Raw genomic sequence first — 16,184 nt, 5'->3', positions numbered from 1 at the left:
TCAGTACTTCAGCAGGTCTGCGTCGTCGACGGATACAGAACGCCGAGATCGGAAGATGATCATGATGATTGCCAGGCCGACGACTACTTCGGCAGCAGCTACCACCATCGTGAAGAAGGCGAAGATCTGGCCGTCCAGATTGCCGTGCATGCGCGCGAAGGTCACGAATGCCAGGTTGGCGGCGTTGAGCATCAATTCGATACACATGAACACCACGATGGCGTTGCGTCGCAGGAGGACTCCCGCAGCCCCGATGGTGAACAACAGGACCGACAGATACAGGTAATTCTCGGGATTCATCGCGCAGACTCCTCACCGGTACTCGGATCCGGGGAACGCGGAGTGAGTGCGCTGCTGACGGAGAGGGTCGAGAACGTTCCGTCGGGCAACAGTGCCGGCATGTCCACTGCGTTGTGACGTGCGTACACGCCGGGACTGGGGAGGGGAGTGGCCGAGCCCTTGTCGGGATTGCTCTCATCGCTGCCCAGGTACGCGAATCGTTGCTGCGAGAGTTCGCGTTGGCTGAGCGTGGATCCGATCTTCTCCCGATGCGCGAGCATCATTGCGCCAAGTGTCGCCGTGATCAGCAGTGCGCCGGTCAGTTCGAAGGCCCAGACGTAGCGGATGAAGATGAGATCGGCGAGAGCGTCGATGTTGCCCTGGTCGAGTCCGGTGAATCCGGTGAACCCCGAGATCGACGCATTTCCGAGGCCGCCGATAAGGAGTAGCCCGAATCCGACGCCGATCACGATCGCGCTGACGCGTTGTCCCCGTAGCGTTTCGACCAAGGAGTCCGAAGAATCCACGCCGACCAGCATCAGGACGAACAGGAACAACATCATCACTGCGCCGGTATAGACGACGACCTGGACGACACCCAGGAACAGTGCGCCCTGCACGATGTAGAAGACGGCCAGGATGATCATCGTCATTGCAAGGAAGAGCGCAGAGTAGACGGCCTTGGGGGCGGCGACCACGCCCAAAGCGCTGATCACCGCAAGGGTTCCGAGGATCCAGAACTGCACCGCCTCGCCGGTGGAGGTCGATGTCATCGTTCCCTCCGCCAGGATCGTGGTCGTGACCGACGCGATCATTTCTCGGTCTCCGGGTTCGGCTCTTGCTCGGGTGCTGGCTGTTCGGGAGCTGCTGTGATGTCGCCGCGGTAGTAGTCGTCCTGAGTTGTGCCGGGACGCAGCGCGTGTGGTGGCGCTGCCATGTCGGGTTTCAGGGGCGCAAGAAGGCGGTCCTTCTCGTAGATCAATCCGGCTCGGTTGTCGTCGGTCATCTCGTACTCGTTGGTCATGGTGAGAGCCCGAGTGGGGCAAGCCTCGACGCAGAGGCCACAGCCGATGCACCGCAGGTAGTTGATCTGATACACCCGCCCGTAACGCTCGCCGGGGGAGAACCGTTCTTCTTCGGTGTTGTCAGCACCCTCGACATAGATCGCGTCGGCGGGGCAGGCCCAGGCACACAGTTCGCAACCGATGCACTTCTCGAGTCCGTCCGCATACCGGTTGAGTTGATGGCGACCGTGGTATCCGGGCGCGGTGGGGCGCTTCTCCTCCGGATAGAACTCGGTCTCGGGCTTCTTGAACATTGTCGAGAGCGTCACTCCGAAACCCGCGATAGGTCCGAGGAAATCAGGCATGGGAGTCCTCCGATGTGTCGGAAACATCTGTCCGCCGCGGCGGTGGCACCTTCTGACCCGGTAGTTTTCGGGTCGGCAGCGTTTGACCAGGTAGGGGTGGAACCGGGAAGCCGCCCGACATCGCATCGAAAGGCCGGGTCCCCGAATCGGGCACCAACGCGGCGGTTCGGCGTCGGCTGCGGTAAGTCCCGGCCAACGCGATCAGGAGCGCAGCTCCGAGAACCAGTGCGACGCAAAGAAGTACGACCCAGGTGTTGTAACCCTCGTTGCGGAACGCACGAACGGTCGCGATCACCATCACCCACACCAAGGCAGCGGGGATGAGAATCTTCCATCCGAGATTCATGAACTGGTCGTAGCGCAATCGAGGAAGCGTGCTGCGCAACCAGATGAAGACGAAGAGGAAGCCCCACACCTTGGCGACAAACCACAGCACCGGCCACCAACCGGAATTGGCGCCGTCCCACAGGTTGAACGGGAACGGTGCGTGCCACCCGCCCAGGAACAGTGTCGTGGCCAGAGCGGACACCGTCACCATGTTCACGTACTCGGCCAGCATGAACATCGCGAACTTGAGTGAGGAGTACTCGGTGTGGAACCCACCCACCAGTTCACCCTCGGCCTCGGGAAGGTCGAAGGGAGCCCTGTTGGTTTCGCCGACCATGGCTGTCACGTAGATCAGGAAGGACGGCAGGAGGAGAAAGACGTACCAGGCACCTTGTTGGGCGCTGACGATGCCGGACGTGGACATCGTGCCGGCGTAGAGGAAGACTGCGGCGAAGGACAGCCCCATTGCTACCTCGTAGGAGATGACCTGCGCGGTCGATCGAAGTGCGCCCAGTAGTGGATACGTCGATCCGGACGACCAGCCGGCAAGCACGATCCCGTACACACCGATTGAAGTCACGGCGAGGATGTAGAGAACTCCGACCGGAAGATCGGTCAGTTGCAGGGGTGAAAGGGTTCCGAAGATCGACACCTGCGGACCGAACGGGATGACGGCAAAGGCCATGAACGCGGGCACGACTGCGATGACGGGCGCGAGGAGATAAATCGGTTTGTCGGCGCCGGTCGGTGTGATGCCCTCCTTGAGGGCGAGCTTGATTCCGTCAGCGAGACTCTGGAGCATCCCACGGGGGCCGACGCGGTTCGGTCCGACACGCATCTGCATGCGTGCCATGACCTTTCGTTCCGCGTAAATTGCCACCAGCGGTGTGAGTACGAGGAACACGAAAATGGCGAGAGCCTTGCCGATCACCAACCACCACGGGTCGTGCCCGAACGCCGACAGGTCGACCGGAGCTGACACGGTCCCGTACTCGTGGGTGGTCATTGCGCTCCCGCCTTCGCAATCTTCACCACGGAACCCGCGGTAACGCAGAGCGTTTCGTAGATCGTGCTACCCGGTGAATTGAGCGGGAGCCAGACTGTTCGAGGCGGGAGTTCGGTGATCTCCAACGGTAATGTGATGGAACCGGATTCAGTCGACACCGCAACGTGATCGCCGTTGTCGGCGCCGATCTCGGCAGCGGTCTCGGCAGACAAACGTACGAGTGGGAGCCGTGCCGTACCCGCCAGGTTGGGCTCGCCGTCTTGCAATCGGCCGTTGTCGAGCAGCATTCGCCAACTCGACAACACTGCCTCGCCCAGTGCCGGTGTGGGCATGGTGCCTGACGGGACCTGAGGCGAGGTGGGGCGCGATCCGTACCAATCGCCGAGGCGGTGTATCTCCGAGCGTGCGGAATCTGCGTCGGGTAGGCCCAGATCGATGCCCATCTCGGCTGCGATCGCGTGGAGAACGCGCTGATCCGGCATCACTCCTGTCGTTCTCAACGCAGTGTCGAACACGCGCTCGCGGCCTTCCCAATCGAGGAAGGTTCCGGGCTTCTCGGCGACCGGTGCCACCGGGAAGACGACGTCGGCGAGTTCGGTGACTCCGCTGTGACGGATCTCCAAACTCACCACGAAACCTGCTGCTTCGATCGCGGCCCTTGCCTTCGCCGGGTTCGGGAGATCACTCAATTCGACGCCGCCGACAAGAAGGGCAGCAGTCGTCTGCCCCGGATCCAGCAGACTCGCGGCGTCGCGCCCGTCGGATGCCGGGATGGAGGCCCCCCACACTGATTCCACCTCCCGACGTGCTGCCGGGTCCGCAACGGGGCGTCCGCCGGGAAGCAATCCCGGTAGTGCGCCGGCCTCGACGGCGCCGCGATCACCAGCGCGGCGTGGGACCCAAGCCAAACAAGCTCCTGTCGCTTCGGCGAGACGTACCGCCGCGGCGAAGCCGCCCGCCACCTCACTGAGTCGTTCGCCCAACAGGATCACTGCACCGGGCTGCCGGAGGAGCTGGCCCTCCTTGCTGCTGGGGTGAGACAACGAATCCATCAGAGCTGCTTCACTTCCGGGTACGGTCCGAAGCAAAGAGCCGCCCATCTTCTGCAGGCCGCGCGTAGCGAATGGCGCGCTGGAGAGCACCGTCGTCTTGCCGAAACGTGCGGCCTTGCGTAGCCGCAGGAAGATGATCGGTGACTCCTCCTCGGGCTCGAGAGCTACCAGCAATGCGGCCGGGGCCGACTCGAGGTCCTGGTACGTCACCGACTCTTCGAGTGTGCGGCCGGCGACGTGTGCTGAGAGGAAACCTGCCTCTTCGGCAGAATGAGCACGGATTCGGAAGTCGATGTTGTTGGTAGCGAGAGCAACTCGCGCGAACTTGCCGTAGGCGTAGGCGTCCTCCAAGGTAGAGCGTCCGCCGACGAGTACGCCTGCGTCACCGCGGGCCTGCGCGAAGGATCGCGCAACGAGGTCGAGTGCCATGGGCCACGACGCCGGAATCAATTCGCCGTCAGCGTTGCGGATCAGGGGAGTGGTGATCCGATCACCTTGGGTCGTGTACGTGAATGCGAAACGGCCCTTGTCGCAGTTCCATTCCTCGTTGACTTCGGGGTCGTCCCCGGCGAGACGGCGGAGAACCTTTCCGCGACGGTGGTCCGTGCGCTGAGCACATCCGTCGGCGCAGTGTTCACACACGCTGGGGCTGGACACCAGATCGAACGGTCGCGCCCGGAATCGGTATGCCGTACTGGTAAGCGCGCCGACCGGGCACACCTGGATGGTGTTGCCCGAGAAGTAGGACTCGAAGGGCTCGTTGGCGTAGATCCCGACCTGTTGAAGCGCGCCGCGCTCGAGGAGATCGATGAACGGGTCGCCGGCGATCTGGCCCGAAAACCGTGTGCATCTGGCGCAGAGGACGCAACGCTCGCGGTCGAGCAGGATTTCGGACGAGAGTGGGATGGGCTTGGGGTAGGTCCTTTTCTCCTCACCGAACCGGGATTCGGTGCGACCGGTCGACATCGCCTGGTTTTGAAGCGGACACTCGCCGCCCTTGTCACACACGGGGCAGTCCAGAGGGTGGTTGATGAGCAGGAGTTCCATCACCCCGCGCTGCGCCTTCTCCGCCACCGGTGACGTGAGCTGTGTGGTGACGACCATTCCGTCCGCAACCGGTGTCGTGCAGGACGCCACCGGCTTGCGTTGACCTTCGACCTCCACGATGCACTGTCGGCACGCCCCGACCGGGTCCAGAAGAGGATGATCGCAGAACCGCGGAATCTGTGTGCCGATCATCTCTGCAGCGCGAATGATCAACGTGCCCTTGGGTACCTGGAGTTCCCGGCCGTCGATGGTGAGGGTGACGAGATCAATCGGCGGTGCCGCATCGGTTCCAGTGGTGGCGTCGGCTGCAGTCATGAGACGAACGCTCCTGTCGCGAGAACGGACCGGCGAGGATCGAACGGGCATCCGTTGCCGTCGAAATGCGCTACGTATTCCTCGCGGAAGTACTTCAGGGAGGACATGATCGGGCTGGTCGCTCCGTCGCCCAACGCGCAGAAGGATTTTCCGAGGATGGTGTCCGAGATGTCGAGAAGTTTGGTGAGATCAGCTTCAGTACCTGTTCCGCCTTCGAGTCGCCGCAGGATCTGCACCAGCCAGTACGTGCCTTCGCGGCACGGCGTGCATTTACCGCAAGATTCGTGGGCGTAGAACTCGGTCCACCGCAGCACCGCGCGCACGATGCAGGTTGTGTCGTCGAATATCTGCAGTGCCTTGGTGCCGAGCATCGATCCCGCCGCGCCGACACCCTCGTAGTCGAGTGGGACATCGAGATGTTCGTCGGTGAAGATTGGAGTCGAGGATCCGCCGGGAGTCCAGAACTTGAGGGTGTGCCCGGTGCGAACGCCGCCCGCGTAGTCGAGAAGTTCTCGCAACGTGATGCCGAGCGGCGCCTCGTACTGGCCGGGAGTGGTGACATGACCAGAGAGCGAGTACAACGTGAACCCCGGCGACTTCTCGCTTCCCATCGACCGGAACCACTCCGGGCCGCCCAGGACGATCGACGGCACACTCGCGATGGACTCGACGTTGTTGACGACGGTCGGGCAGGCGTAGAGGCCGGCGACGGCGGGGAATGGCGGCCGCAGTCGAGGCTGACCGCGTCGTCCCTCCAACGAATCGAGGAGGGCTGTCTCCTCACCACAGATGTACGCGCCTGCTCCGGCGTGCACGACGAGATCCAAGTCGAATCCCGAACCGAGGATGTTGCGGCCCAGGTATCCGGCCGCGTAGGCCTCGGCCACGGCGGTCTGCAGACGTCGCAGGACCGGGACCACCTCGCCCCGGACGTAGATGAACGCCTTGGCCGCTCGAATTGCATACGCCGCGATGATGACTCCCTCGACCAACGTGTGTGGGGTCGCCATCATCAACGGCATGTCCTTGCATGTGCCCGGTTCGGACTCGTCGGCATTGACGACGAGATAGTGAGGCTTGCCGTCTCCTGGCTTGTCTTCGGTGCTCTGTGGAATGAAACTCCACTTGAGGCCCGTCGGGAAACCGGCGCCACCGCGCCCACGAAGGCCCGCGTCCTTGACCGTTTCGATCACGGCGTCGGGGGACATGGCTAGCGCTTTGCGTAGGGCTTGGTAGCCGTCGTGACGAAGGTAGCTGTCGAGGGTCCACGAGTTCGGTTGATCCCAGTAGCGACTCAGGACGGGGGCGAGTGTCATGTCACTTCCCTTCGCCGGGAGCGTCGGCTGCTGAGGCCGAGCCGGGTGGGTTGTCGTCGTGAGATCGGCTGATACGCAGTCCGGCAAGAGTTGCCCCGCCGATGGTTTGTGCTTCGGCTGCTTCGATTCGTGTATCCGGGAACCCGGCCAAGGTGCGTGCGGTCTGTCGGAACGAACACAGTGTGGCACCGCGACTGGGTGTCACGCGCTCGCCGGCGCGGAGCGCATCGACGAGTGAGCGCGCCGATTCCGGAGTCTGGTTGTCGAAGAACTCCCAGTTGATCATCATGACGGGGGCGTAGTCGCACGCCGCATTGCACTCGATGTGTTCGAGGGTGATCTTGCCGTCGGACGTCGAGATGGAGTGTCCGCCTTCGTCTCTGGAGCCTGCTGACCCGAGATGCTCTTCGAGTGCTGCGAGGATGTCGTCTCCGCCCATGATCGCGCACAGCGTGTTGGTGCAGACTCCGACCAGATACTCACCCGTCGGACCACGGCGATACATCGAGTAGAAGGTGGAAACGGCGGCAACCTCGGCGCCGGTCAAACCCAGCTTGGCACTGCAGAAATCGATCCCGGCCGGGGTGATGTACCCGTCCTCGGACTGCACGAGATGAAGGAGCGGCAGGAGGGCTGATCGACTGGTGGTCGCCGCGGCGTCAGGCTCACGGTAACGAGCGATGACGGTTTCGGCATCGGCGTCGAGTCGGGCGAGTACGTCAGGCGGATAACTCGATCGTGCGCCAGGGCGTACCAGTTGCGTGGGCTCGTCCGGGCGCGGCCCGAGTTCGATGAACACCCGTGACGAGCCGTTCGGGCCGGTCATCGGTCCACTCCGCCCATGACGGGATCGATACTGGCAACCGAGGCGATCACGTCGGACACCATGCCTCCCTCGCACATCGCCGCTACCGCTTGAAGGTTGGTGAATGACGGATCCCGGAAATGGACGCGGTACGGCCGGGTTCCCCCGTCGCTGACCATGTGCACACCCAACTCGCCACGCGGGGACTCGACGGCGACGTACACCTGGCCGGGCGGCACGCGGATTCCTTCGGTGACCAGTTTGAAATGGTGAATCAGACCCTCCATGGACGACTCCATGATCTTGGCGATGTGCTTCTGCGAATTGCCGAGGCCATCCGGTCCGACAGCGAGATCGGCAGGCCAGGCGATCTTCTTGTCGTCCACCATGACCGGCCCCGGTTGCAGTTTGTCGAGGCACTGCTCGACGATCTTGAGGGACTCCTTCATCTCCTCGACACGGATGACGTACCTTCCGTAGCAATCGGATCCGTCGTGCGTCACGACGTCGAACTCGTAGTTCTCGTAGCCGCAGTAGGGCTGCGCTCGACGCTGATCGTGGGGGAGACCCGTGGCGCGTAGGACCGGCCCCGTCACGCCGAGCGCCATGCAGCCGGTGAGATCGAGATATCCGATTCCCTGGGTGCGGGCTTTCCAGATGGAGTTGTCGCTGAGCATCAGTTCGACGTCACGCAACCGTTTCGGTAGGACCTTCAACAGTTCTCGTACCTTCGCGACCGACCCGTCGGGTAGATCCTGAGCGAGACCACCAGGCCTGATGTAGGCGTGATTCATCCGCAGTCCGGTGATCGTCTCGAACACGTCCAGAATCAATTCGCGTTCGCGGAATCCGAACAGCATCGCCGTCACGGCGCCCAGTTCCATTCCACCGGTTGCCAGGGCGACAAGGTGCGACGAGATACGATTGAGCTCCATCATCATCACGCGAATGACGGTGGCTCGCTCGGGAATGTCGTCGGTGATGTCGAGAAGTTTTTCGACTCCGAGGCAGTAGGCGGTTTCGTTGAAGAACGGTGACAGGTAGTCCATTCGAGTAACGAAAGTGACGCCCTGCGTCCAGTTCCGGTATTCGAGGTTCTTTTCGATTCCGGTGTGCAGGTAGCCGATTCCACACCGAGCTTCCACGACTGTCTCACCCTCGATTTCGAGAATGAGGCGCAAGACGCCGTGAGTGGACGGATGCTGCGGGCCCATGTTGACCACGATCCGTTCGGCCTCGCCGGTTCGCTGGCGGGCGGCCGCGGTGACGATGTCGTCCCAGTCCTGACCCGATGCTGTGACGACGGTTTCCGTCGTGGCACCGGAGTTGCTTCCTGTCGTCTCGTTCATCAGTTGTACGACCTACGCTCGTCGGGTGGAGGAGTCTGGGCGCCCTTGTACTCGACCGGGATACCGCCGAGCGGATAGTCCTTGCGCTGTGGGTGGCCCTTCCAGTCGTCGGGCATCTCGATACGGGTCAGGGCCGGGTGACCGTCGAAGACGATCCCGAAGAAGTCGTAGGTCTCACGCTCGTGCCAATCGTTGGTGGGGCATATCCCGACGATGGACGGAATATGTGGATCGGAGTCCGGCACGGACACTTCCAGTCTGATCCGGCGGTTGTGCGTGATCGAAGCAAATGGATATACGGCGTGGAGCTCGCGACCGGTGTCCTGCGGATAGTGGACTCCATCGACACCCAGGCAAAGTTCGAAGCGCAGTTCCGATTCGTCGCGCAGTCTGCGCGCGACCTGCGGGAGGTGAGACCGTTCGACATGCAGCGTCATCTCGTCTCGAAAAATCACTACCCGCTCGATTGCATCGGTGAAAGTGCTGCCCGCGCTGCGCAATGCGGCATCCAAGGAGTCCGCAACTTCGTCGAAGTATCCACCGAACGGTCGAGAGGCCTTGTCCTCTACTGAGATCGGCGGGGCGAGCCGGCTGTAGCCCGAGGTGTCACCACTGCCGCGGACCCCGAACATCCCCCTCGATCCGTTTTTGCCCGCGGTCATCGCAGAAGCCCCTTCATGTCGATGGTGGGGGTGGATGCCAGTGCGGCGCGCTCGGCTGCCGCGCGTGCCTCTTCGCGGTTCACGCCGAGGGGCATCTCCTGGATCTTTCGGTGCAGTTCGATGATCGCGTTCAGGAGCATCTCCGGCCGCGGCGGACAGCCGGGCAAGTAGATGTCGACCGGCACGATGTGGTCGACGCCCTGTACCACTGCGTAGTTGTTGAACATACCGCCGGACGACGCACACACACCCATGGCCAGAACCCATTTCGGCTCGGCCATCTGGTCGTAGACCTGACGAAGTACCGGCCCCATCTTTTGACTGACCCGCCCGGCCACGATCAGAAGGTCTGCCTGTCGCGGCGACGCGCGGAATGCCTCCATGCCGAACCGCGCCAGGTCGAAGCGACCTGATGTGGTTGCCATCATCTCGATCGCGCAGCACGCGAGCCCGAAGGTGGCAGGCCACAGTGATCCTTTGCGGGCATACCCTGCCAGGCCCTCGACAGTGGTCAGTAGAAATCCGCTGGGGAGCTTTTCTTCGAGACCCATATCCGACTCTTTTCAGTCGTAACAGCTGCGGTGTGACCGGTTTTGTCTGACGTATGTGTGCTGTACCTGTGTCCGCTGGCCTAGTCCCAACCGAGACCGCCTCGTCGCCATTCGTATGCGTATGCCACCGAGACGTTGACTATGAAAAGGCCCATCGCCGCGAGGCCGAACAAGCCGAGCGAATCGAAATGCACCGCCCACGGGTAGAGGAAAACGATCTCGATGTCGAAGATGATGAACAGCATTGCCGTCAGATAGAACTTGACGGGAAACCGCCCGCCACCGGCGGTACGGGGTGCCGGTTCGATTCCGCATTCGTAGGCTTCGAGTTTCGCCCTGTTGTACCGCTTCGGGCCGACCACGGACGCGAGAACAACCGACACCACAGCGAAGGCCATCGCGATGACCCCGAGGACGAGAATGGGGATGTAAGCGTTCATGTCACCCGAACTCCTCTCCGCTGTGCGGATGTCCGCCCAGCCCGAAGGTGCCGTTCGATTTCGATACTGCCAGCAATTCGATACTTATGTGACCTGCGACACTCACACTAGGGGAGGCCTCCGACATTGGGTTCGTTTTCGGGGTGCCGAGTTTCGCTCTCGAAAGTCCGAAGTAGTCGGCGCCGCAACGAATCACCGCTGCAACGGGTGCTCACCGGCTCAGTTGTCGACGCAGAAGCGCGATGACGGTGGAAGCAAGTTCGATCGGATCTATCGGCTGCGGCACTGAGGCTTCCGCTCTCGACCACGACGCCAGCCACGCATCGTCGGGTCGACCGGTCAGTACGAGGATCGGTGGACAGTCGGCGATCTCGTCCTTGAGTTGTTTCGCGACGCCCATGCCGCCCGCCGGACTCGCCTCGCCGTCGAGAATGGCGAGGTCGATTCCGCCGGCATCGAGCTTGGCTACGACGATCGGTGCCGTCGCGACCTCGATGTAGTCGATGGTGGGCATCGACGGATGTGGGCGCTCTCCGAGAGCGAGCCGAACTTGCTCGCGCGTGTGTGCGTCGTCGCTGTAGACGAGGATGCGCACGGGTGCCATGGAGTTGGGCTCTGCGGTCTCGGCGGACACGCGGCCGACGTTACTCCGGGCGGTCCCCGGCTACCGGCGAATCTTCAACATCGGCAGGGACTTCCGCGAAAACACAGCTCGGCTTCACGGCAAACGGCCCCTACCCGGCGATGAACGCCGGAAGTAAGGGCCGCCTGAATTGCGTGTGCGCTCAGAAGTTTTCGACGAACTTCGTCAGGCCCTTGCTCGCTGTTTCCAGCGCCGTCTTCTGTGCCTTCTTCACCAGGAAGCCCGGCAGCGGGATCTTGGGATCGATGGTCAGTTCGAAGGTGACTTTGGTTCCACCGTCGGTGGGAGTCAAGACGTACGAGCCGTCCTGCTGGTTCTGCTGACCGCTCTCCACGAGGGTCCAGGTCACCTTCTCGTCGCCCTCGAAGGTGTAGTCGACTACCTGCTCGTCGTTGATTCCCAGAATGGACACGGCCATGCGAACGCGATGGGGGCGACCGTCGTCGTGGGTGCTCTCGATGGTGATCTTCTTGTGTGCAGACGACCACTCCGGCAGCCGATCGACGGCTGCTACGGCCTTCATCACCGTTTCCGGATCAGCCTTGATCTCGAATTCCTTGACGCCCGAAACGGCCATGAACGTGCTCCTTCTCGCCTTGCGGCAACGGTTCGTGATTACTGCAGTTGCGCAATTAGATCATTCGGTGATCGGGTTGGCGTCGAGCTAGTCCATGCCGTTCTTGCGCATCTGGTCCCGCAATGCGCCCTGGACGGCTTGTGAAACCCACGAGTTGAGGGAGACTCCGTTCTGATTGGCGGCCTCCTCGGCGCGGGCTTTGATCTGTTCCATCATCCTCAACGTCACCCGGCTGATATCTCCGCTGACGTCGTCGAACGAGTAGGTTGAGTCCTTCTTCTCGTCGTCTGCCTTCTCGTTTGCACCTTCGCCGCCGGTCGAGTTCGGCGGGCGAACGACGTCGACCAGTAATTCGCTTCCGTCGAGATTCACCTTGACCTCTCGGTCGCCCAGCTTCGCCCCGATCTCCTTGGCCAGTTCCGTCGCCGCGGCCAACAAGACCAGGCGGACCGAGGGTTCGATGGCGGCGGACAACGACGCCGCAATCCGGCGCGTGTGATCGTCGCCGAGTTCGGCTGCAGTGGCGAGGTCGTTCTGCAGCTTTGCGGTGTACTCCGAAATGTCCATGACACCACAGTGGCGTCAAAAGTGACGTCAGTCAAGGATGTGATGACGTCACTCGGTATCGAGGGCGGTCGACCGCTATAGAGTTGCCCAGCACCTGAGGCGAACGGCGCCCGGGTTTCGTGCTGGTCGTTTCGTGCTTGTCGAGGAGTGGGTTGTGCCGAACACGGTGTCACTGAAAGTGCAGTTGGTGGCGAAGTCCGAGTTCTTCCCGCCCGAGGACATTCCGTGGGAGACGGACGCGGATGGTGGCGAAGCGCTGGTCGAGTTCTCCGGTCGAGCCTGCTACCAGAGTTGGTCCAAGCCGAATCCGCGAACCGCAACCAACGCCGGCTATCTGAGGCATCTGCTCGAGGTCGGACACGTTTCGGTGCTCGAGCATGCGACAGTGAGCTTCTACATCACCGGTATCTCGCGCTCGTGCACTCACGAATTGATTCGTCACCGGCACTTCTCGTACTCGCAACTCTCGCAGCGATTCGTCCGTGAGAACGATGCAAACGTCGTCGTGCCTCCTGCTGTCGAAGGTGATCCCGAGCTCGAAGCACTGTTTCTGAATGCCACCGACGAAAGCCGTCGCGCTTACGGGGAACTGCTGACTGCCCTCGAAGGGAAACTGCAATCGGTGCCCGGTGCCCCGATGCGGGGCAAGCAAGCCAGGCAGGCTGCGCGCTCGGTGCTGCCCAACGCCACCGAGACGCGCTTGGTCGTGACCGGGAACTATCGGGCCTGGCGGCACTTCGTCGAGATGCGTGCCACCGAACATGCGGATGTCGAGATCCGGCGAGTCGCGGTCGAGTGCCTGCGTCAGCTTCGTGATGTCGCGCCAAATGTGTTCGGGGACTACGAGATTCTTCGCGGAAGCGACGGATCGGAAATTGCCGTCAGCGCATTTGCGGCCGAGTCGTGACTCGTGTGCAGAAGTAAGAGCTGAACCGGGTAACCTTCTGACCATGACCTACGGTGATTCCGCTTCTCTTGTCGAGCGTCCGTTCGGCACCATTTCCGTTGCGATGGTGACCCCGTTCACTGCCGACGGGAAGTTGGACGTCGACGCGGGAGTGCGCCTCGCAGCCCATCTCGTCGACAACGGCTGTGACGGCCTCGTTCTTGCCGGTACCACCGGTGAATCTCCCACCACCACCGAGTCCGAGAAGCTCGACCTGCTCCGCGCAGTGATCGACGCCGTCGGTAACCGCGCGAAGATCGTTGCAGGCGCCGGCAGCAACGACACCGCTCACAGCGTCGAACTCGCACGTGACGCGGCTCGCGCCGGAGCGCACGGTCTGCTCGTCGTCACCCCGTATTACTCACGTCCGCCCCAGGCCGGACTGTTTGCACACTTCACCGCCGTCGCCAACGCGACCGACCTGCCCGTCATGTTGTACGACATTCCGCCCCGCTCCGTCGTTCCCATCGAGACCGAGACGATCCGCCGACTCGCCGAGCACCCGCGAATCAAGGCCGTCAAGGACGCCAAGGGCGACCTCAACGCCGGCGCAGAGTTGATCGGCACCACCGAGCTTCAGTTCTTCTCCGGCGACGACCCGCTGAATCTGCCGTGGCTCGCTGTGGGCGCCACCGGCTTCGTCAGCGTCATCGGCCACCTTGTTCCGGGTCGTCTCCGCGACCTTCACACCGCGTTCGTGTCCGGCGACATCGCCCGCGCGCGCGAGATAAACCTCAGTTTGATCCCTGTGATTCGTTCCGTTGCCCGCCTCGGCGGTGTCAGCGCTTCGAAGGCGGGTCTGCGACTCATCGGAATCGATGTCGGAGAACCACGCCTTCCGCAGGTTGCACCCACTAAAGAGCAGATCGACGGTCTTGCCGCCGATCTGCATGCGGCAGGAGTTTTGTAAATGACCCGTCCCCCCCGACGTCGTAGTGCCAGTCGTCAAGCCGGTCCGCCTTCGCCTCCGGCTCCCGAAACGGCCGCAAAGGCCGCACCGGTAGAGGCACCAGCTGCGCCGGCGGCAGAAGCGGCCCCCGCCGCAGCCGCCCCGCCCAAGAAGGCCGCAGCAACCAAATCTGCAGCAACCAAGTCCGCTGCCACCAAATCTGCTGCACCCAAGAAGTCGACCGAAGACAGGTCGCCGCGCAAATCTTCCGGCGGTAACCGACCGGCAGCATCGAAGTCGGGCAACGGGCGCGGAAACAAGCGCCCCGAGAACCGTCCGGCCGTCGATCCCACGGGTCGCCTCGGAACACCCCCGAAGGCGCCGGCATCGGGTCTGCGCATCGTCGCGCTGGGCGGCATCGGCGAAATCGGTCGCAACATGACGGTGTTCGAGCACCGTGGCAAGTTGCTGATCGTCGACTGCGGTGTGCTGTTCCCCGAGGACCAGCAGCCTGGCGTCGACCTGATCCTCCCGGACTTCCGCTACATCGAAGACCGTATGGACGACGTCGAAGCCGTCATCTTGACTCACGGACACGAGGACCACATCGGTGCTCTGCCGTTCTTGCTGCGTCTGCGCGCGGACATTCCGGTCATCGGCGCGAAGTTCACTCTCGCTCTCGTTGCCGCCAAGTGCCGCGAGCATCGCCTGCGTCCGAACCTGGTCGAGGTCGTCGAGGGAAACACCACCACTCATGGCCCGTTCGACTGCGAGTACTTCGCGGTCAACCACTCGATTCCCGACGCTCTCGCGATCGCGATTCGCACCGACGCCGGCGTCGTACTGCACACCGGTGACATCAAGCTCGATCAGCTGCCTCTCGACGGCCGCCTGACCGACCTCGCCGGATTCTCCCGCCTGGGCGACGAGGGCGTCGACCTGTTCCTCGTCGACTCGACGAACGCCGAAGTTCCGGGATTCGTCACGCCCGAGCGCGAAATCGGGGGAGTGCTCGACAACGTCATCGGCAAGGCGAAGCAGCGTGTCATCGTGGCATCGTTCGCCAGCCATGTGCATCGCATCCAGCAGGTCGTCGACGTAGCCGCTCGGTACAACCGCCGCATCGTCTTCGTCGGCCGCTCGATGGTCCGCAACATGCAGATCGCCCAGGATCTGGGCTACCTGACGGTGCCCGACGGCCTCGTCGTAGACATCGACACCGCCGCCACCCTTCCCGACGATCGCCTGGTACTCATTTCGACGGGTTCGCAGGGTGAGCCGTTGGCAGCGCTCTCGCGGATGGCGCGCGGCGAACACCGTCAGATCAACATCCGCGCCAACGACCTGGTCGTTCTCGCGTCTTCGCTGATCCCGGGCAACGAGAACTCCGTTTTCGCCGTGGTCAACGGTTTGGCCAAGCGCGGTGCCACCGTCGTGACTCAGCAGAGCGCCAAGGTTCACGTCTCGGGCCACGCGTCCGCCGGTGAGTTGCTCTACCTGTACAACGCGGTTCGGCCCACCAATGCCATGCCCGTCCACGGTGAATGGCGGCACCTGCGTGCCAACGCCGCGCTGGCAAAGGCAACCGGCGTGCCGGAAGAGCGCATCGTATTGGCCGAGGACGGCGTCGTGGTCGACATGGTGGACGGTCTCGCCGAGATCGTCGGACGCGTACCGGTCGGACACGTCTACGTCGACGGTCTGTCCGTCGGCGACGTCGGTGAGCCGACGCTGTCCGATCGCCTCGTGCTCGGTGAGGGCGGCTTCATCGCGATCACCATCGTCATCAACGAGTCGACGGGCCGTGCGGTCAGCACCCCCGAGGTGTCCGGTCGCGGCTTCTCCGACGATCCGACAGCGCTCAAGGCTGCCGCGGATCTCGTGGAATCGGACCTGGCCCGGTTGGCGAGCGAAGGCGTCATCGACGCTCATCGCATCGCGCAGTCGGTGCGCCGCGTCGTCGGACGCTGGGTCGCGGACAAGTACCGCCGCCGTCCGATGATCATTCCGACGGTCATCGCGGTTCCGTAGATTCGGCACAGCA

The 16,184-nt window shown here is 62.8% G+C and carries 17 protein-coding genes; 3 read left to right on the top strand and 14 right to left on the bottom strand.

Features of this window, described 5'->3' with window-relative positions:
- From nuoK to RhoBH5_RS02520, 14 genes are all read right to left on the bottom strand, one after another.
- Window positions 1-300, bottom strand: a complete 300-nt coding sequence (gene nuoK / locus RhoBH5_RS02585; protein ID WP_003942238.1) for an NADH-quinone oxidoreductase subunit NuoK — start codon at window positions 298-300, stop codon at window positions 1-3.
- The gene (locus RhoBH5_RS02580; RefSeq protein WP_064444521.1) at window positions 297-1,094 is read right to left on the bottom strand and encodes an NADH-quinone oxidoreductase subunit J; all 798 of its coding nucleotides are present in this window, start codon (window positions 1,092-1,094) and stop codon (window positions 297-299) included. The genes nuoK and RhoBH5_RS02580 overlap by 4 nt, the downstream gene beginning before the upstream one ends.
- A complete protein-coding gene (gene nuoI / locus RhoBH5_RS02575) occupies window positions 1,091-1,648 on the bottom strand; it encodes an NADH-quinone oxidoreductase subunit NuoI (RefSeq protein ID WP_007735146.1) in 558 nt (185 codons plus the stop codon). Before nuoI ends, RhoBH5_RS02580 begins: the two co-directional genes overlap by 4 nt.
- Window positions 1,641-2,981 carry an NADH-quinone oxidoreductase subunit NuoH gene (gene nuoH / locus RhoBH5_RS02570; RefSeq protein ID WP_270007916.1) on the bottom strand — a complete coding sequence of 447 codons (1,341 nt, stop codon included), beginning with the start codon at window positions 2,979-2,981 and terminating at the stop codon, window positions 1,641-1,643. The genes nuoI and nuoH overlap by 8 nt, the downstream gene beginning before the upstream one ends.
- On the bottom strand, window positions 2,978-5,395 hold the full coding sequence (locus RhoBH5_RS02565) for an NADH-quinone oxidoreductase subunit G (protein ID WP_270007915.1): 2,418 nt from the start codon (window positions 5,393-5,395) through the stop codon (window positions 2,978-2,980). Before RhoBH5_RS02565 ends, nuoH begins: the two co-directional genes overlap by 4 nt.
- Window positions 5,392-6,711 (bottom strand): NADH-quinone oxidoreductase subunit NuoF, encoded by a 1,320-nt coding sequence (gene nuoF, locus RhoBH5_RS02560; RefSeq protein ID WP_007735149.1) that lies wholly within the window; start codon window positions 6,709-6,711, stop codon window positions 5,392-5,394. The genes RhoBH5_RS02565 and nuoF overlap by 4 nt, the downstream gene beginning before the upstream one ends.
- A gap of 1 nt (window position 6,712) precedes the next feature.
- A complete protein-coding gene (gene nuoE / locus RhoBH5_RS02555) occupies window positions 6,713-7,537 on the bottom strand; it encodes an NADH-quinone oxidoreductase subunit NuoE (protein ID WP_003942123.1) in 825 nt (274 codons plus the stop codon).
- Complete coding sequence (gene nuoD / locus RhoBH5_RS02550; RefSeq protein WP_003942229.1) at window positions 7,534-8,865, bottom strand: NADH dehydrogenase (quinone) subunit D; 1,332 nt, start codon at window positions 8,863-8,865, stop codon at window positions 7,534-7,536. The genes nuoE and nuoD overlap by 4 nt, the downstream gene beginning before the upstream one ends.
- Entirely contained in the window at window positions 8,865-9,527 is a 663-nt protein-coding gene (locus RhoBH5_RS02545; protein ID WP_270007914.1) for an NADH-quinone oxidoreductase subunit C, read from the bottom strand. Before RhoBH5_RS02545 ends, nuoD begins: the two co-directional genes overlap by 1 nt.
- Entirely contained in the window at window positions 9,524-10,078 is a 555-nt protein-coding gene (locus tag RhoBH5_RS02540) for a NuoB/complex I 20 kDa subunit family protein (RefSeq protein WP_003942234.1), read from the bottom strand. The genes RhoBH5_RS02545 and RhoBH5_RS02540 overlap by 4 nt, the downstream gene beginning before the upstream one ends.
- 80 nt (window positions 10,079-10,158) lie before the next feature.
- A complete protein-coding gene (locus tag RhoBH5_RS02535) occupies window positions 10,159-10,518 on the bottom strand; it encodes an NADH-quinone oxidoreductase subunit A (protein WP_003942165.1) in 360 nt (119 codons plus the stop codon).
- Window positions 10,519-10,729: 211 nt separating this feature from the next.
- On the bottom strand, window positions 10,730-11,122 hold the full coding sequence (locus RhoBH5_RS02530; RefSeq protein ID WP_042450864.1) for an Rv3143 family two-component system response regulator: 393 nt from the start codon (window positions 11,120-11,122) through the stop codon (window positions 10,730-10,732).
- 181 nt (window positions 11,123-11,303) lie between these two features.
- On the bottom strand, window positions 11,304-11,738 hold the full coding sequence (locus tag RhoBH5_RS02525) for an SRPBCC family protein (protein WP_003942203.1): 435 nt from the start codon (window positions 11,736-11,738) through the stop codon (window positions 11,304-11,306).
- 87 nt (window positions 11,739-11,825) lie between these two features.
- Window positions 11,826-12,305 carry a toxin-antitoxin system HicB family antitoxin gene (locus RhoBH5_RS02520; protein WP_003942206.1) on the bottom strand — a complete coding sequence of 160 codons (480 nt, stop codon included), beginning with the start codon at window positions 12,303-12,305 and terminating at the stop codon, window positions 11,826-11,828.
- Between the two features lie 154 nt (window positions 12,306-12,459).
- On the opposite strand from RhoBH5_RS02520, the gene thyX reads away from it, so the two are divergent.
- Genes thyX through RhoBH5_RS02505 form a run of 3 tightly spaced genes read left to right on the top strand, consistent with a single transcriptional unit; the run spans window position 12,460 to window position 16,171 of the window.
- A complete protein-coding gene (gene thyX / locus RhoBH5_RS02515) occupies window positions 12,460-13,212 on the top strand; it encodes an FAD-dependent thymidylate synthase (protein WP_003942250.1) in 753 nt (250 codons plus the stop codon).
- A gap of 43 nt (window positions 13,213-13,255) precedes the next feature.
- Window positions 13,256-14,161: a 4-hydroxy-tetrahydrodipicolinate synthase gene (gene dapA, locus RhoBH5_RS02510; RefSeq protein WP_003942142.1), complete on the top strand. Its 906-nt coding sequence runs from the start codon at window positions 13,256-13,258 to the stop codon at window positions 14,159-14,161.
- Entirely contained in the window at window positions 14,162-16,171 is a 2,010-nt protein-coding gene (locus tag RhoBH5_RS02505) for a ribonuclease J (RefSeq protein ID WP_003942231.1), read from the top strand.
- Window positions 16,172-16,184 lie beyond the last annotated feature (13 nt).

It is taken from the genome of Rhodococcus sp. BH5 (assembly GCF_027583855.1).
In the GTDB taxonomy this organism is placed as follows: Bacteria; Actinomycetota; Actinomycetes; order Mycobacteriales; family Mycobacteriaceae; genus Rhodococcus_F; species Rhodococcus_F qingshengii.
The sequence above is the reverse complement of the archived record's forward strand: the minus strand, read 5'-3'. Positions and strand labels throughout refer to the sequence as shown.

Bases quoted from the DNA above. Each gene is read 5' to 3' on its own strand.
- nuoK (WP_003942238.1), bottom strand. From the start codon at position 300: ATGAATCCCGAGAATTACCTGTATCTGTCGGTCCTGTTGTTCACCATC.
- RhoBH5_RS02580 (WP_064444521.1), bottom strand. From the start codon at position 1,094: ATGATCGCGTCGGTCACGACCACGATCCTGGCGGAGGGAACGATGACA.
- nuoI (WP_007735146.1), bottom strand. From the start codon at position 1,648: ATGCCTGATTTCCTCGGACCTATCGCGGGTTTCGGAGTGACGCTCTCG.
- nuoH (WP_270007916.1), bottom strand. From the start codon at position 2,981: ATGACCACCCACGAGTACGGGACCGTGTCAGCTCCGGTCGACCTGTCG.
- RhoBH5_RS02565 (WP_270007915.1), bottom strand. From the start codon at position 5,395: ATGACTGCAGCCGACGCCACCACTGGAACCGATGCGGCACCGCCGATT.
- nuoF (WP_007735149.1), bottom strand. From the start codon at position 6,711: ATGACACTCGCCCCCGTCCTGAGTCGCTACTGGGATCAACCGAACTCG.
- nuoE (WP_003942123.1), bottom strand. From the start codon at position 7,537: ATGACCGGCCCGAACGGCTCGTCACGGGTGTTCATCGAACTCGGGCCG.
- nuoD (WP_003942229.1), bottom strand. From the start codon at position 8,865: ATGAACGAGACGACAGGAAGCAACTCCGGTGCCACGACGGAAACCGTC.
- RhoBH5_RS02545 (WP_270007914.1), bottom strand. From the start codon at position 9,527: ATGACCGCGGGCAAAAACGGATCGAGGGGGATGTTCGGGGTCCGCGGC.
- RhoBH5_RS02540 (WP_003942234.1), bottom strand. From the start codon at position 10,078: ATGGGTCTCGAAGAAAAGCTCCCCAGCGGATTTCTACTGACCACTGTC.
- RhoBH5_RS02535 (WP_003942165.1), bottom strand. From the start codon at position 10,518: ATGAACGCTTACATCCCCATTCTCGTCCTCGGGGTCATCGCGATGGCC.
- RhoBH5_RS02530 (WP_042450864.1), bottom strand. From the start codon at position 11,122: ATGGCACCCGTGCGCATCCTCGTCTACAGCGACGACGCACACACGCGC.
- RhoBH5_RS02525 (WP_003942203.1), bottom strand. From the start codon at position 11,738: ATGGCCGTTTCGGGCGTCAAGGAATTCGAGATCAAGGCTGATCCGGAA.
- RhoBH5_RS02520 (WP_003942206.1), bottom strand. From the start codon at position 12,305: ATGGACATTTCGGAGTACACCGCAAAGCTGCAGAACGACCTCGCCACT.
- dapA (WP_003942142.1), top strand. From the start codon at position 13,256: ATGACCTACGGTGATTCCGCTTCTCTTGTCGAGCGTCCGTTCGGCACC.
- RhoBH5_RS02505 (WP_003942231.1), top strand. From the start codon at position 14,162: ATGACCCGTCCCCCCCGACGTCGTAGTGCCAGTCGTCAAGCCGGTCCG.